At 68.1% G+C, this 15,530-nt stretch carries 11 protein-coding genes; all 11 read right to left on the reverse strand.

The genetic code is table 11. The annotated features are described in order from the left end of the window. Positions 1–2,520: 2,520 nt before the first annotated feature. A complete protein-coding gene (locus OO71_RS47050; protein ID WP_051791086.1) occupies positions 2,521–4,974 on the reverse strand; it encodes a WXG100-like domain-containing protein in 2,454 nt (817 codons plus the stop codon). A gap of 59 nt (positions 4,975–5,033) precedes the next feature. Then, positions 5,034–5,360 carry a hypothetical protein gene (locus OO71_RS06145; RefSeq protein ID WP_033288613.1) on the reverse strand — a complete coding sequence of 109 codons (327 nt, stop codon included), beginning with the start codon at positions 5,358–5,360 and terminating at the stop codon, positions 5,034–5,036. Next, positions 5,353–5,829, reverse strand: a complete 477-nt coding sequence (locus tag OO71_RS06150; RefSeq protein WP_033288614.1) for a YbaB/EbfC family nucleoid-associated protein — start codon at positions 5,827–5,829, stop codon at positions 5,353–5,355. The genes OO71_RS06145 and OO71_RS06150 overlap by 8 nt, the downstream gene beginning before the upstream one ends. A gap of 2 nt (positions 5,830–5,831) precedes the next feature. After that, on the reverse strand, positions 5,832–7,793 hold the full coding sequence (locus OO71_RS06155; RefSeq protein ID WP_033288615.1) for a coiled-coil domain-containing protein: 1,962 nt from the start codon (positions 7,791–7,793) through the stop codon (positions 5,832–5,834). A 3-nt stretch (positions 7,794–7,796) separates the two neighbouring features. Beyond that, positions 7,797–10,844, reverse strand: a complete 3,048-nt coding sequence (locus OO71_RS06160) for a hypothetical protein (RefSeq protein WP_033288616.1) — start codon at positions 10,842–10,844, stop codon at positions 7,797–7,799. Between the two features lie 94 nt (positions 10,845–10,938). Continuing rightward, positions 10,939–11,421: a hypothetical protein gene (locus OO71_RS06165; protein WP_051791088.1), complete on the reverse strand. Its 483-nt coding sequence runs from the start codon at positions 11,419–11,421 to the stop codon at positions 10,939–10,941. 92 nt (positions 11,422–11,513) lie between these two features. Further along, on the reverse strand, positions 11,514–11,825 hold the full coding sequence (locus OO71_RS06170; RefSeq protein WP_033288617.1) for a DUF2563 family protein: 312 nt from the start codon (positions 11,823–11,825) through the stop codon (positions 11,514–11,516). A gap of 30 nt (positions 11,826–11,855) precedes the next feature. After that, positions 11,856–12,149, reverse strand: coding sequence for a hypothetical protein (locus tag OO71_RS06175; RefSeq protein ID WP_033288618.1), 294 nt, complete (start codon positions 12,147–12,149; stop codon positions 11,856–11,858). A 43-nt stretch (positions 12,150–12,192) separates the two neighbouring features. After that, positions 12,193–12,516 (reverse strand): hypothetical protein, encoded by a 324-nt coding sequence (locus OO71_RS06180; protein ID WP_156096194.1) that lies wholly within the window; start codon positions 12,514–12,516, stop codon positions 12,193–12,195. A gap of 155 nt (positions 12,517–12,671) precedes the next feature. Continuing rightward, entirely contained in the window at positions 12,672–14,069 is a 1,398-nt protein-coding gene (gene eccB, locus OO71_RS06185) for a type VII secretion protein EccB (protein WP_033288620.1), read from the reverse strand. Between the two features lies 1 nt (position 14,070). Then, the gene (eccD, locus tag OO71_RS06190) at positions 14,071–15,432 is read right to left on the reverse strand and encodes a type VII secretion integral membrane protein EccD (protein WP_245633579.1); all 1,362 of its coding nucleotides are present in this window, start codon (positions 15,430–15,432) and stop codon (positions 14,071–14,073) included. Between the last annotated feature and the right edge of the window lie 98 nt (positions 15,433–15,530).

Raw genomic sequence — 15,530 nt, forward strand, 5'->3', positions numbered from 1 at the left:
AAACCAACGGTTCATCGAGACGGTTTCCGGCCCTGTCGTGGGTCTGCCGGTAGGCAACTGGTTTGCCGGTGGTCTTGTCACGCACGTACTCACTGCCTCGTGGAAGGTAGACGCGCGAGCCGTCGGTGAGCTTCCGGCGGGTGGACCAAAGGGTCCTCTTGACGACGATCTCGCCGCTCTTCTTCCTTCCCGGCGACCAGTTCCCGTCGAGGCCGCGCTCGTGGCTGATGCCGTCCGGGAACTGGACGTACATCAGATCGCCCTTGCCGTTGCGCACGGTCTTGGTGCCGGACGGAAGCTCGGCCCCGTCGTGGAAAGGGCCTCGCCGCGGCCCGTCGCTGACCGTCGTCTTCGGCTGCTCACCGCCGGGTCCATTGTGGCCGTCCGAAGTGGACGGCCGCTGGTCCCCGAGTCCGTGCGAGACAACGTCATCGCCCATCGGCGGGGTGGCGAGATGGTCGATCTGGTTCGGGGACAGGGTCTTGCCGCCGGCGAACCGGTCTCCGGGGTGGTTGCCCTCGGGAAGGCCGAGGTGGCCGAAGTAGTTGTCGAGATGACTGCCGACAGCGCTCGGGTCGTGCACTTCGACCGGCACGTTGCGGCTCGGGTCGGCCCGCCAGCCGTCCGGAACGCCGTTGGGGGTCTTGGCTTCGAGGTTGAAGTGGAGCTGGCTGCCGACGAACGGACCGTTTTTCGCGGTGTAACGGTGGTTGAAGTTGCGGTCGAGGTCACCCTGGATCCGGTTGGCGAGGTCGCGCCGCGACGCGACGGGCACGTCGGAGTGGCCAGGGGAAAGGAGATCCACCGGGACGGTCAGGTCGAGCACCCATTTGCCCGGCTCGACCTCGAAATGCCTGATGTCGTAACGGATCGGCGCGATCGTTACGCCGTCCCCCTTGCTGGGCCCGGTACGCGCACCGGTGACCCGAGTGGGTGGCGCCGAATTGCGGCGGTCGTCCCAGTTGCCGGTCTTGCCGGTCTTGCCGACGACGCCGTCGTGGGTCCGGTCGCCACCACCGCCGCCGGGGTGATGCCCTTCGGCAGCAGCGTGGTTCCCGGTCGCGACGTACGTGGCTGCCGCCGCAGCGGCCACGACATCGTGAGGTTCGCGGCGGGGACCGGATTTCGGCACTTGCCGGTCGGGGTGCCCGCTGCCCTGGGTATTCGGCTTGTCGGACGAGTTGGCCGAGGGGTTGGACTGCTGGCGGTCGGGGCTGCCGCCCTCGGACGGACGGGTGGAGGGGGTGGATTGGTTCGGAGCTGGGGCCTGGTTTTGGCCGTGCCGATCTGAAGTGGAGGGGGTGTTCTGACCGGGGAGGCCCGAAGTGGACGGGGTGCCCTGACCGCTCCGGTCCGAAGGGGTCGGCTGATGTGGGGTCGGCCGGTCGGAGGGAGTGGGTTGGGGAGTCGGCTGGCGTTCGGTGGTGGGGCGGTCGATCGACGTGGGCGGGTTGTTCTGGGGACGGTCGGGGCCGCGGTCCAGGGAGCTGCCGGAGCCGGTGCGGTCCGAGCCGTTCGGCTGGGTGAGGTGCGTGCGGTCGGCCGGGGCGGGGCCCGACGTCGGCGGCCGCTGCGGAGCCTGCTTCGGGTCCGGCAGGGGTTGTTCCGGGGACGGTCGGTTCTCAGTCCGGTTGCCGGTCGGACGGTTATCGCCCTGACGGTTGTCCGTCGAGTGGTCCGGGGTGGACTGCGACCGATCGGCCGAGGGAGTGCGTTCCGGCGGAGACGAATGCTCCGACGACGACGTCGGCGACGGCCGGTTCGGCGAATGCGAGACCGGCTCCTCGACCGGCGTGGAGGACGGGCGCTCCGTCGGACGCTCGGGCGACTGGTGGGGCTGGCCCGAGCCCGAACCGGACGTCGGGCGCTCGACCTGGCCATCCGGCGCGGGCGTCCGGTTATCCGGAGCCACGGGGCGATTGTCGCCCTGCGGGCGGTTGTCTCCCGACGGACGGTTATCTCCAGAAAGGCGATTGTCACCCGACGGACGGTTGTCGCTCGACGGGCGGTTGTCGCCAGACGGGCGATTGTCGCTCGAAAGGCGGTTGTCGCCAGAAAGGCGGTTGTCGCCAGACGGACGGTTGTCGCTCGAAAGGCGGTTGTCGCCAGAAAGGCGGTTGTCTCCCGAAGGTGCGGTCGGCCGGTTCGAGGAGTTGTCCAGGTGCGACGTCACGTTCGGTTGCGTGGTGCGCGCCGGGCCGGAGGACGACGTCGTCGTCGTGGGCTGCTTCGACTGGGTTTCCGGGACGTTCGACGGGCTCCCGCTGCGACCTCCTTCGCCGCCGGTACGGCCTCCTTCGCCGCCGGACGGGGTGGGTTGGCCGCTTGCCGGATGGCCGGGTCCCCCCGACGGGCCGCCGGTCGACGGGCCCGGGCCGCCCGTCGAGTGGGTCGAACCGGGTGTGCCGCCGGTCGAGTGGGTCGAACCGGACGGGCCGGTCTGGCCGCCGGTCGAGTGGCTTACCGGCGGGCCGCCTGCCTGGGTCGACGGGGGCAGTCCGCCGTCGTGGCCGATCGGGCTTACCGGGCTGTTCGAGAGGAAGGCTCGCTGGTCGTCGGTGAGGGGGCTGACCGGGGGGCGGGACGAGAATTCCGCCTGGTGGTCCGGGCCGCCGACCGTCGTGTCGATCGACAGCTTCGGGCGGGTGACCGGCTGGTCGGTCGGGGTCGAATGGGTCGGACCGGGGGGCTCGTGGCGTTGGGTGCCGTCCGAGCCGCCGGAGGGACGCTGCGAGCCTTCCGAGCCACCGGGCCGTTGCGAACCCTCCGAACCCGAAGGACGCTGCGAACCCTCCGAACCACCCGGCCGCTGCGAACCCTCCGAACCCGAAGGACGCTGCGAACCCTCCGAACCACCCGGCCGCTGCGAACCCTCCGAACCCGAAGGGTCGGGCCGCCGGAGCCCGAATGGTGTTGTCCGCCGTCGCCGAGTGCGGGGGTCTTCAGCTCCGGTACCGGAGTGTCCAAAAGCGACCCACCCGAACCCGAATGATGCTGCTGCAAACCATCACCCAGCGCGGGAGTCTTCAACTCCGGCACCGGAGTGTCCAAAAGCGACCCGCCCGTGGTGGCTTCCGACCCTGGGCGGTCGGACGATGACGGCAGGCCGCTGCTCTGCCCCGGGCCGTCCGAGATCGTGGTCGGGCCGCTCGTGTTCTCGGTGCCGTGCGGGCCGCCCGAGGTGGTTTCCGGGTGGGCGAGGAACTGGTCGAGGGTTGCTTTGCCGCCGTGGGAGACACCGTCCATAATGGATAGTGGGGTCGTCGGCGGGGCGGTTTCGTCGAACATCGAACCCGGGTGGGAAAGGATCGAGGACCCGTCGCTGTCGCCTCGGGTGCGGTGGCCGTCTTCGCCGCCCAGCAGGGGCGTCGTGTCCGAGAACGGGCCGCCGTCGTGGCCGCCGCCGGTGAGCTTTTCGTGCATTGCGCCGGGCAGGTTGCCCAGTCCTTTGAGGACATCGCCGAGACCCTTGCCGAACATCCCACCGATGTTTTCGATTGCCGTGTCGACCTTCGGGGAGATGCTGCTGTTCCGGCCGAACGCCGACAGCCCGCTGAGCATGCCTTCCCACAGCGCGTGGTTCTGCCCGGTCGCCTTGTTCACCAAGTAGTTGCTGACCCCGACGAGACCCACCTGCATTCCGGCGTACATCATCTCGACCGGGCCGAGGATGTAGCCCGGGACGTGCGTGCCGTCCGGGAACCGCAGCGCGTTCGGCGGCACCTTCTTGCCGCCGCCGGACCCCTCCGAACCACCGGGACGGCCTTCCGAACCGGAGTTCGGCTGGTGGGACTTGTTGTTGCCGAATCCGCCGTTCGAACCGCCGTTTTCCCCGCCGTGTACCGGCTTTTCGTTCCCGTCGCCCTTGGCGGGGCCCTCGTTCTTGTCCGTGCCGTGCTTCTCGCCACCACCCTTGCCGGCACCCTCGCCGTCGAACCCGGGCTTCTCGCCGCCCGAGCCCTCCTTGCCGCCGTTCTTGCCGGTACCCTCGCCGCCACCGGGCTTTTCGTGCCCGCCACCGGGATTCTCCCCACCGGGCTTCCCGCCGCCTGCCTCGCCGGGCGGCTTACCACCGGGACCGACCTCGCCAGGCGGCTTGCCGCCGGGGCCCATCTCGCCGGGCGGCTTTCCCCCTGGCAGGTGCCCGTTCTTGCCGCCGGGTCCGAACACCTTGCCGATGAACGACCGCGCCCCGCCCGCGCCCGCGCCGAACACGGCGCCGCCGATCGCGCCGCCGATGAAGGAGTTCTTGATGGATTTCAGGTCGAAGCCGTCGCGGTCCCCGGTCATGTTCTGCCAGACCTGGATGCCGCCGTCCAGGCCGCCCATCAGCCCGGCACCGACGGCCGCGTACTTCGTCGCGGTCCACACGATCCGCGTGATGACCTGCGCCAGGCTCTTCAGCGTCGTCCGCTTGATCGCCGCGACGAGTGCATTCCAGATCGCGGTCAAGGCCGCCCGTACGCCTGCTTCGTAAGCCGGTACGGCAAATGCCCCGAACAGCGAGGCGATCAACGCGATAACGGTGGCCAGCGCCATCGCGGCCATCGCGATGAACATGATCTTGGTTTTCTGGATGTCCGCCGCGGCGTTCTTCGTCGTCTTGGCAAATCCGTCGGCCGTGGTTTTGCCTTCGCGGAATCCTTTGCTGAGGGTGTTGAGGTAATCGTTGAACGCGTCGGCCGTCTTTCCTTTCATCGCCTCGGCGGCTTTCGGGCTGAGCGCTTCGACTCGCGCTGCCAGATCGGCGAGATCGACACCGAACTGCGTCCAGGCGTACGACATCTGCCAGAGGCTGTACTCGTCGCCTTCCGGCCACGACATCCCCAGTACTACCTTGAAAAACTTCTGCAGTCCCGCCGGCAGGTGGACGGTGTGCGAGGAACCGGCGCCGTGTACCGCCCCGCCGCCGTCGCCGCCCGAACCGTGCCCGCCCGAACCGCCCGCGCCGCCCTCGTCCTTTCCGCCCGACATTCTTGTGCACCTCCTTTCGTGAGTCGGGCAGAACGAATGGTGCCCGGATCACCCGGCCATTACGGGTTCGGGTCGTACTCGCTGTCGAGTTTCCGCGCGCTGTCGTCGTCGAGTTTCGCGAGGTTGTCCGCGTTCTTCTGCGAGACGGTGGCGGACTTCGTGATGTTGACTTCGCCCTTGCTGTAGCCGTCGCGGTACTCGGTGGCTTTCTTGTAGTAGCCTTCCTGAAAGTTCTTGCCGATCTCGTCGTAGCCCCACGAACCTTCGTTGTCGTCGAGCACCCGGGCGAGACGCCGGTAGGAGCTGCCGAGATCCTCGCCGATTTCCGAAAGCTGCCGGGTCACATTCCGGTACGCAGCCGGGTCGAGATAGAAATCGTCAGCCATGGCGGCGCTCCCGCTTCTGCGCGGACGACGGCTCGTCCGCGTTGCTCAGCTCCAAGCTGGTGATGCCTTCCATCATCGGCGCGAGCAGCGACTCGAGCAGCTCGTCCGGCCGGACCTTCCCGCTCGCCACGCCCTCCAGGTCGAGCCCGGGCACCGGGTTCACCCCCATGACCTCGTTCATCTTCTGCTGTGCCTCGGCGCGGCCCTTGGTCACCGTGTCGACGATCATCCGCGCGAGCTGCGCGGGCGGCAGCTTCCGATACCGGTCCCCGTTGAAGGCGAGGTCGGTCAGCTCGCCCCGGCCGTCGAACGTCATCTCGAACGACTGGTCCTTGGTGCGCACCTTGATGGTCGCCTCGTCCCAGTGCTTGCCGAGCCGTTCGAGCTTCTGCTTCTCGGCTTCCATGGTCTTCCACGCTTCGTCGAGCGCGCGCTCGGGATCGGTGTTCGCCATGCTCCAGTCGACCATCGTCACTTCCCTCTCTCCATCAACCGGTCAAGTTCCGCAAGCTGCTCTTCGAGGTGTGCGGCGAAGTCGGGTTCGGGTTCCTCCGGCGCCGGCACGGACGCCCTCCTGCCGAGCGTGCCCATGTCGTCGACCGGCGGGTCCTCGAACTCGGGCCGGTGCTCGCTCGGGACGGCCGCCATCCGCGAGTTCTGCTGCCCGCCCTGCGCGCCCATTCCCATGCCGCCCATCATCATCGGCGACATCGGGAACCCGCCCATCGACGATCCGCCGGACTGCATTCCCGCCGGCATCGGCTCGACCATCCCGCGGACCGTCGCCGGATTCGGGATCTCACCGGGACCGCGCCCGATCCCGGCCAGCGTTCCACTGCCCGGCAAGGCCATCCCGCGCCGTTCCGGGTCGATCGGGCCGGGCGGCGGGGTCAGGCCCCCGGTGCTCGCGTCGCCACCCGGCGCGCGGTACGGCGTCGGGTGGTTGCCGAAGGCCCCGTGCGACACCGGAGGATTCCCGGTGTTACCCGGTCCGGGCGGCGGAACCGAACCCGGCGGAGTCGCGGGCGGGGTGACCGAACCCGGCGGGGTAGTGCCCGGCGGAGTGACCGAACCCGGCGGCACGGAACCGGGCGGGACGGACCCGGGCGGCACCGAACCGGGCGGGTTGGCCGACCCAGGCCCAGGCGGAGGTACCGAACCAGGCAGCTGCGGCGGATTCCCCGAGGGCGGACTGCCGGGCGGCGGACTCCCGGGCGGCGGGCTTCCAGGAGGCGGATTCCCCGGCGGCATCGAGTTCGGGTTCACCACCTGCCCGGTGGCCGACACGGTCTGCCCCGACGTCTGCGGCACCGGCGGAGGAAGGTTCGGCGTCCCCGAGGTGGTCTTGATCGCATCGAGCGCCTGCGCGGCCGTGACCAGCCCCGCCGACACCGTCTCGACCTGGCTGAGCGGCGGCGGAACCGGCGCGTTGTCCGGCGCCGCGACCTTCCGCTGAGGTTTGCGCTCGTCCTTCTTCCCCAGTACCCCGCCGGTCACCCCGGGAATCGCGGCAATGGGCGACCCGGACGTACTCCGCTCGCGCCGGTTCAGCACGTCCGACCCGCCGGTGACGACCCCGCCCCCGACGATCGGCATGCCATACCCCGGCATCCCGCCACCGCTGCCACCGGCGGTACCCGCGCCGCCCCCGACAATGCCGAGCGGTCCGGCCATTCCGGGAAACAGCGATTCGCCGCCGTCGGACTTGCCCAGCACCTGGGTGAAGGGGTTGACCCCACCGTTGCCACCAGGCAGGAGAAAGGCACTCCCCGGAGACTCGGGTCCACCGTTGCCGAACGCCGCTTTCAGCACGCCGCCGGGGAGATCAGTCAGTACGGACCCGTCCCCGTGCCCGCCGCCGGTACCCGAACCGGGCGGCGGGGCACCCTGTCCGCCGCCGCCGTTCACCACGCCGCCCCCGCCGCCCCCGATGACCCGGGGATCGTTGTACGGCAACGGGGTCAGCGTTCCGGTGATGTCCTGGTACGCCGTGCTCAAGTCACGCAGCACCTGCTGCGCCGCCTGGTTCTGCGACTGGGCGATCTGGTCCCGGCTCGGCCCGCCCTCGACCGGCGGTGCGCTGTCCTGCTGGGCTTTCTGCGCCTGCAGGTCGGCGATCCGGCGCTGGTGCGCGGCCAATGCGTCGCCCGCCTTGCGCAGCATCGCGCCGTAGCCGGGGTTCTGCAGCACGCTCAGCAGCAGCGAGATCTTGGCCGCCACCTCGCGCGCGACGTCGTCGAGCTCTTGCGACGTCCGCCCGGTCATCGCTTCCTGTATCCGGTTCTGCTGCGCGCGCACCTGATCGAGCACGTCCTGCACGCGCCGGGCAGCGCGGTCGAACACTTCGGCCCGCTGATAGAACGTGTCCGGGCGGACCTCGTTGATCAGCTGCACGATCTGCTCGAACGTGAGACCGTCGGTGCCGTTCGCCATGACTCAGCGCCTTCCCAGAACCTCGTCGCCGGTGTCGTCCTCGTCCTCGGTCCACGCACCGCGGTCGGCCTGCAGCCAGATCTGCGGTTCCCGCTCGTTGTTCTGGCCACCGCCGCCGCCCATACCACCCATGGGCATCCCGCCCATCGGCATTCCGCCGCCCATGGGCATCCCGCCGCCACCCGTTCCGCCGAGCGGGCCGCCGATTCCCGCCCCGCCGGACATCGGCTGCCGGATCGCGCCGAACTGCGAGCCCGCCGACGCGGTGGCCGGCTGGGACAGCCCGCGCTGCTGGGCGATGTCGGTGTCGAACTGGGCGCGCGAGTGGTCCGGACCATTGGAACTCATCGGGATGCCCGGGCCGTTGCTTCCGCCGGGGTGGTTCCCGCCGCCGCCTCCACCACCGAAGTCGACGTTCTTGTTGTGCCCCCCGCCAAACGGCGAGTCGGCCGGCTTGTCGAGACCGGTGATGGCCTTGTCGACCGCGTCCTTTGCCGACTGCAGCGCGTTCTTCACCGCAGGGTCGGTCGCCTTGCCGATCATGTCGTCGAACGTCTTGTCCACGGAGTTCTTCGCGTTCGTCAGCGCCTGATGGGTCTTCGGATCCGCCGTTCCGCCCCCGAGAGCGCGGTCGACCTGGTTCTTCGCGTCCTCGAGTGCCTTGCGGACGTCGGGGTTCGTGGTCTTGCCCAGCGCGTCGTCGATGGCCTTGCGAGCCGCGTCCTGCGCGTTGTGCATGGCCTGCGACGCGGGATCGCCGCCGCCGCCGGGGCCACCGTGCGGAGCCCCGCCGAAGTCGTGGTTCTTCAGTCCGTCGATCGCGTCGCCCGCGGCCTTCTTCGCTTCCTCGAGCGCATGCTTGACAGCCGGGTCGTTGGTGTTCTTGGCCATGTCGTCGAGCGCCTTGCCGGTGGCGTTCTTGGCATCGTCGAGCGCCTTGTCGACCGCCGGGTTGCCGGAGCCGCCGTGGCTGCCGTCGCCCTTGCCGAGCAGTCCGTCGAGCGCTTTGTTGGCCGCGTTCTTGGCGTCGTCGAGCGCCTTGTTGACCGCCGGGTCGTTGCCCTTCAGGGCGTCGATCGCCTTGTCGGCGTCCTTCTTGGCCTGGTCGACCTGCTCCGGCGTCGGGTGATCGTTGCCCTTCAGGCTGTCGAGCGCCTTGTTGGCCGCGTCCTTCGCCTGGTCGAGCGCCTTGTCGACGGCCGGGTTGTCGCTCTTGTTCTTGAGGTCGTCGATCGCCTTGTCGGCGGCATTCTTGGCCTGGTCGACCGGTTTCCCGTGATCGCCCTCGCCACCCTTGCCCTTCAGGTCGTCGAGGGCCTTGTTGGCCGCGTCCTTCGCCTGGTCGAGTGCCTTGTCGACGTCGGGGCCGCCCTTGCCCTTGAGGCCGTCGATCGCCTTGTTTGCCGCGTTCTTGGCGTCGTCGAGAGCCTTGTCGACCGCCGGATTGCTGCCACCGGGGTTGCTGCCACCGGGGCTACCGCCGCCGGGGCTGCCGCCACCCGGGGTGCTGCCGCCGCCCTTGCCGCCCAGCGGGTCGCCGCCGCCGCTGCCACCGGTACCCGGCCCAGGCAGGTCGGACTCGGTCTTCGGTTTCTTCTCCATACCAGAGCCGGGGCCGCCCGACCCACTGCCCGGTCCGCCGAGACCGCCGCTGAGGCCGTCGATCGCCTTGCCTGCCGCGTTCTTGGCGTCGTCGAGAGCCTTGTCGACGGCCGGGTTGTCGCTCTTGCCCTTGAGGCCGTCGATGGCGTTGCCCGCGGCCTTCTTGGCGTCGTCGAGCGCCTTCTTGACCGCCGGGTCCTGGCCCTTGCCCGCGGGGTTCTCGCCGCCGGTGCCGCCGCTCGAGCCGCCCGGGATGCCGCCACCCGAACCGCCCGGCGTGTCGCCGCCTGCGCCGCCCGGGGTATCGCCACCCAGGCCGCCGCCGGTGCCCGGCCCGCCCTTGCCGTCGGTACCGCCGCCTTTGAGGCCGTCGATCGCGTCGCCGGCCGCCTTCTTGGCCGCGTCGAGTGCCTTCTTGACCTCCGGGTCGTTCGTCTTGCCCTTGAGGTCGTCGATCGCCTTGCCTGCCGCGTCCTTGGCGTCGCCGAGCGCCTTGTCGACCGCGGGGTTCTTCTTGTTGCCCTTGTCGTCCTTGCCGGAACCGTCCTTGCCTGAGCCGCCCGAGCCGTCGCCCCCGCCCGAGCCGCCACCCGAGGTTCCCGGGCCACCGCCGAGGATGTCGTCCTGCTCTGTTTTGCCCTGCCCCTTGTCGTCTTTCTTGTCGTCCTTTCCGTCTCCCTTTCCGTCGTCCTTCTTGTCGTCTTTCTTATCGTCTTTTTTATCGTCTTTCTTGTCGCCACCGCCACTGCCGCCGCCGCCCGCGGGCTTGTCGTGCCCACCGGCGATGCGCAGCGGCGACAGCTCCTGGCCGAGGGTGCTGTACTGGCTGCCCAGACCGGACAACAGGCCCTGCAGGTTCTTGACGAGGTCGTCCTCGGACTTCTTGACCGCCGAGTCCCCCAAGGCGATCGTGTTCTTCGCGATCTGGTTGACCTCGCCGATCGACTTCGCGTTGGCCATTTCCTGGCGGCCGATCTCGATGATCTCGGCGACCTTTTCCCGCCGCCATTTCTCGGCGGCGTCGACCGCTTCCCACCACTTGGCCCCGAACGACTGGATCGAGTGCCCGATGTTGCCGATGGTGGTGCCGTACTTGCGGGACTCCAGGGTCTGGTAAAGATCTTCGCTCTTCTTCAGCAGGTCGGTGGCGTACTTGTTGAACGCGTCGCCCGCTTCGCCGTGCAGGTTGTCCTGCAGGGACTTGATCTCTCGCTGGAACTTCTGGTTGATGTCGCCGATCCGCTTCGCGGCGGCATTGACCCGGCCCTCGAAGTCGTACCAGTCCTCGGCCGTCTTGTTGCCGGACAGGCTGTTTCGCGCATCCCGGCTGCCGATCAGGCCTTGTGCCACCTTGGCGAGCGCGTCGTAGCTGGTATAGGTCCCGACATCCAGGGACGGAGCCGAAGAATTGTACTTGCCCGCATCGGGGACAACGTTCGACGACGACATACGAGAGCCTTTGCCAGAGATCCGGATCGAGCAGGTATCAGCGACGGACCGTCCGCGACCGGGAAACCGTCAGCAGCGCACCGACCAGCGTGGGTCAGTCCTTCTTATCGCCCTTCTTCTCGTCCTCCGGGGCGTTCTTGCCGAGACCCGCGCCGAGGTTGGCGTTGTAACCGTTGCCGTCGGACGGATCCTTCTTGTAGTTGTTCGAGTAGTTCGTCTGGTCCTTCTCGGTGTTCTGGTCGAAGTTACCGAGGTCTTCCGTGATCAGGTTCTGCAGGTCGGTGAGTTCCTTGCCGAACTTCTTCGCATTGTCGCCGTCGAGGTTGTTGAAGTCCTGGGCGAGCTTGGTGAGCTTCGCTTCCAGTTCCTTGAAGATGAGGTTCAGGTGCTCCGCGTGCGCAACGATCGCGTTGCGCCGGTCGTCCACGATCATCTCAAGCCATTGGGCGATCATGAACTTGCCTGCGTCCGGCCGCTTCTCCTTGAGCGCGTCGAACTCTTTCAGGTCCTGAAGGATGTTCTTCAGGTTGATCGCGGCGTTCTTGACCCGCTCGCTGCTGTAGGACGTCTCGGCCATTCCCCGCACTCCTCACCCATCGACGGCAAAGCGGCGTCCAGCGCCGGGTCCGACCCGAAAGTCAGACCCGGCGCCGGCCGCGCTGCCATTTCTCACACCTGCCACGTCCTGGTCCCGGCGGACCTGACCTTGGCGGCGTTGCTGTCGTCCAGATTCTCGAAACCATCGACGATCTTCGCCAGCGTCTGCCCCATGGTGGTGAGCGAGGTCTTCAGCTGGTCCGCATTTCCGGCGACCCCGTCGCGCCGCTGGTTGACCGCTCCTTCGAGCTGCCGTGCGGCGTCGAAATTGCCGAGCCCGGCCGAAGTGGACCGCAGCTCCGTGAACACGGACATGTCAGCCATGACCTGTTCCAGATTTGCTGCCGCCTCACGCAGTACCGGACCGTTGAACATGGTGTTCATAGCGGGCCCCTTTCCTGCTCCGAAAAACGGTCAGAAGGCCTTGGAGCTGCGCTTGTCCTGGTCGTGGAACTGATTGGAAAGATCCTGGAACTGGCGCCCCCGCTGGTCGAGCCAGACGGAGTTGTCACCCAGCTCGTTCTTCAGCTTCGTGCTTTCACCGTCGTACCGCTGGGCGGTTTCACCCTGCCAGTCGACCAGTGCATTCTTGACCGAAGAGGCGAACTGATCCGCGTTGCTGGCAATGATGCCCGATCGGTTCTTCAGCGCCTGAACACAGGCCTCGATCTCGTTGTAGTTGTAAGTCCTGGCGTCATCAGCAGGCACAGGGAACTCCTTTTCAAGGTGTGGCCGGACAGAAAGTGGTGGGTCAGCGCAGGAAGTCACCGGTGGTGATCGGGATGTTCTTGACCTGATTGTGGTGGTCGTCATCAAGGTTGACCTGGTCGGTCTTCGCCTTCGAGACCCACTCGGCCATGTCATGCATGTGGCGAAGCACGATGTTCTCGGTCCGGCTTGCCCATTCATTGATGAGCTGGTCCACCGCGCCGGTGAGCCCGCTCTTGCTCACGTGAAGAACAGCTGCGACGTCCTCCCGAGCACGGTTCAACGCGTTCGTCTTGATGTCGGTGCTGAATTCTTCGTGCCGCTTCACCTGAGCATCGACGACCGTAGGGCTGACACTGGTTGACACGAGGCCTCCTCAGTTCGGTTTGCCGTCTCTGTGCGGCCACCTGAGCCACCACAGCCGGGCTTACGACTTTTACTGTAGGTTTCGCCTCACTCGAATGGATCTCTCCGGGCCCCAGCTGCGCAAACCGGCGGGACTCCCCTCATGAGTGACCCCTGTCATGTTGCCGGGGCCTGAACTTTGAGTGCACCCTCGGTGCTCAGCACCGGGCCCCGGGGCAGCAAGGCGAGCAGTTCGGCCGGTACGGACACCGCCGAGCCGTCCGAATAGCCCAGCGCAGTGGCCACTTCCGGGCTCGCCAGCGGGTATTTCGTGCCGGTTTCCGTGATGAGGTACGTCGCTCCCGGGTTCGCGCCGGGGGCAGCGACCTCCTTGGCCAGTACCCCGTGGCCTGCCGGAATGGAGATCCGGTCGGCCGCCGCGCCGGCCGGGTGCAGGGCGAGCGGCATTCCGGTGACCACGTTCACCGGCAGCAGACCCACCGTCACCTCGGCATCGCCCTTGCCCTGCGGCGGAATACCCACGCAGGCAGCCGCGCTCGACGACGGGTTCACGATCTCCGGTGGAGCCTGCGGCAGGTCGGCCATGAGGTTCGGACCACTCGTGGAGTTCGGTACCCCGGCGAGCGCCGCCGGTCCCACCTGGATGAGTTCAACGCGGGACCCGCTGTAGGCAGCCTTGGTTCCCGGTGCGGCGAGCAGCAGGGCGGCGGCCGTCCGGCTCAACGCCACTACTCCGTCGCTCCGCACGAGATACAGCTGATCGCTGTTGATGGCCGGATTGCGGACCTGGTAGATCTGCCCGACCGTACTCTGCCTGCCGTCGATCGTCACGCCCGTCCCCCCGGCGCCCGGCGTGTCCGGCACGGCCATGTCCTTGGCCTGGTGCAAGGTGTTCAGCCATGCCGCGTTCACCGCGATCGGGGCGATGCCACCGTAGCCGAGGGCCTCGACCGCCGACTGGTTCGGGATCCGGTGCCGCTTTCCGCGCCACACCAGGTATTTCACCTGGTCCGGGCCGACCACGAGCATGGCCTGTGCGTCGGACAGCGCCACGTCGACCGGGCGGTTCAGCAGCAGGTCCACCTCGGTGCCGGGAGACCGGGTACAGACCGTCCACACTCCGGTGTCCAAAGTGGATGGCAGAGCGTCCGGTGCACCGGAGATCCCGATCGGCTGTCCCACCGGGGTGCCGGCCAGCGAGTTCTCCGAAACCGAGAACACCTGACCGCCCGCCTTGCCCGCGACCAGTTTCGCCGACGCGAAGTTGAGCACCGGACGCAGGTGGTCGTCGAGATAGACGTAACGGGCGCCGGTCGTCTTGTTCATCACGATCGCCCCGGCATGCCGCCACGACGTGTCGCCGCCGGGCACGAAAAGCCCGTAGATGCCGAAGATGCCCATCACCACCCCGGCCGCGATCATGCCGAGGAACATGCCGGTGTTGAGCCGTTTGTTGGGCTGCTGCAAGGCATCCGGCCGCCCGTGCACCACGGCGGACACCAATCGGCCTACCTCGAAGAAGTAGGCCTGTACCTGATCCCGCCGAGACTGCATCTCACCCCGCCAATCCGCGCATCCAGGCGTAGACGCCGAGTACCTGCAACAGGATCGGCAGGACGGCAATGGCCGTCAGGGATTCGAAGATCTCCACCGCCCGGCCCCAGTACGGCCGCAGCCGCCTGCCCGGCAGAACGCGGCTGAACAGCATCAGCACCGCGCCACCGCCGAACATCGGCACGAACACCGCGAGCAGCCGGACCAGCTCGTCCGAGGAAGTCGCGGCGAGCCAGAGGGTCCCGATCACCGACACCACCGCGGGCACGATCACCGACCAGCGCTGCACGACCCCGCTCGGATGCCGCGACCGCAGCAGCAGCAACGCGGCGATGTCCAGCGACAGCACGACCTGCCACGCGCCACCCTCGGCAATCAGCATCGGCAGCAGTACCGACAGCCCCGAGCCGAGGCCGACGTGCAACGCCGTCGAATACCCCGCGGTCATCCGGCCGCGTTCGATGACCATTTTCGCGGGTACCGGTTCGATGTCGTCGCTGAGCTCGTCGGCGCCGGTCGGCAGCATCGGCAGCGTCAGGCCGGACAGCCGGAATGCCGTCGCCGGAAGGAAAACGCCGATCAGGAGCGCAATCGCCAGCCCGATCCCGGCCGCTTCGGAACCGGTCACGTCGAACAACGTCCCGATCAAGCTGGTGATGATCACGATCAGCACGGCCATAATCGCGCCCGCGAAGAGCAACGCCGAATCGGCCACGGCGAACGCACCGAGACTCAGTACCAGCAACGCAATGGCGAGCGCCGTCGTGACCAGCGCCGGCTGTGCGGCAGCCGGGTCGACCGCGCGCACCACGAGCACGCCGCCTTCGGCGCCGTACAGCACTGCCATCCCGGCCAGGATCGTCGCCGCAGGCACATCTCCGACACTTCGGACGACCAGCGCACTTCCGCCCAGCAGCATTGCGGCGGCGAAGAACGCCACGCACGCCTGGATGACGCCAGAGCCGATCCCGGGAATCAGCACCAGCCCGAAGAGCAGCACCCCGGCCGCGCCGATCCGGAACATCCAGCGGGTGTGCCGGGGTTTCCAGGTACCGGCATGCTCGCGGACCTGCTCACCGACGCCGTCGACGAGGTCGTCGTAGTCGATCGCGGCGAGCTGGTCGGCACGCGGTCTCAAGTAGACAGTCTCGCCGTCGAGCAGGTTGAGCTCGGCGAGCGTCCGGTCCTCGTCGAGCGGGTCCTCGCCGACGCGCTGGACGACCCAGCCCTCGTGGTCGGCACCCTGCTCGATCCATTCGGCGCCGAACTGCGGCAGCACCGCGGGCAGCAACTCGGCCAGCGTGGCCTCGGCCGGGAGGGCCACGTCGGTGGCCATTTTCCCGAGCACGAACCGTAGCCTCACCGAGGTCGTTGTGCGATGCTGTGTTTGCTCCTCCATCCGGTGCCAGGTCCTTCCTGCCAGGGATCACGGGACCGTCAACCGACCGGACCCTAGCAATC

Origin of the sequence: Amycolatopsis jejuensis (assembly GCF_000717335.1) — a bacterium.
In the GTDB taxonomy this organism is placed as follows: domain Bacteria; phylum Actinomycetota; class Actinomycetes; order Mycobacteriales; family Pseudonocardiaceae; genus Amycolatopsis; species Amycolatopsis jejuensis.

What these genes read in the sequence shown, in the direction of transcription:
- eccB (WP_033288620.1), bottom strand. Translation starts at nt 14,069, where the DNA reads ATGCAGTCTCGGCGGGATCAGGTACAGGCCTACTTCTTCGAGGTAGGC.
- OO71_RS47050 (WP_051791086.1), bottom strand. Translation starts at nt 4,974, where the DNA reads ATGTCGGGCGGAAAGGACGAGGGCGGCGCGGGCGGTTCGGGCGGGCAC.
- OO71_RS06150 (WP_033288614.1), bottom strand. Translation starts at nt 5,829, where the DNA reads ATGGTCGACTGGAGCATGGCGAACACCGATCCCGAGCGCGCGCTCGAC.
- OO71_RS06170 (WP_033288617.1), bottom strand. Translation starts at nt 11,825, where the DNA reads ATGAACACCATGTTCAACGGTCCGGTACTGCGTGAGGCGGCAGCAAAT.
- OO71_RS06165 (WP_051791088.1), bottom strand. Translation starts at nt 11,421, where the DNA reads ATGGCCGAGACGTCCTACAGCAGCGAGCGGGTCAAGAACGCCGCGATC.
- OO71_RS06145 (WP_033288613.1), bottom strand. Translation starts at nt 5,360, where the DNA reads ATGGCTGACGATTTCTATCTCGACCCGGCTGCGTACCGGAATGTGACC.
- OO71_RS06155 (WP_033288615.1), bottom strand. Translation starts at nt 7,793, where the DNA reads ATGGCGAACGGCACCGACGGTCTCACGTTCGAGCAGATCGTGCAGCTG.
- OO71_RS06160 (WP_033288616.1), bottom strand. Translation starts at nt 10,844, where the DNA reads ATGTCGTCGTCGAACGTTGTCCCCGATGCGGGCAAGTACAATTCTTCG.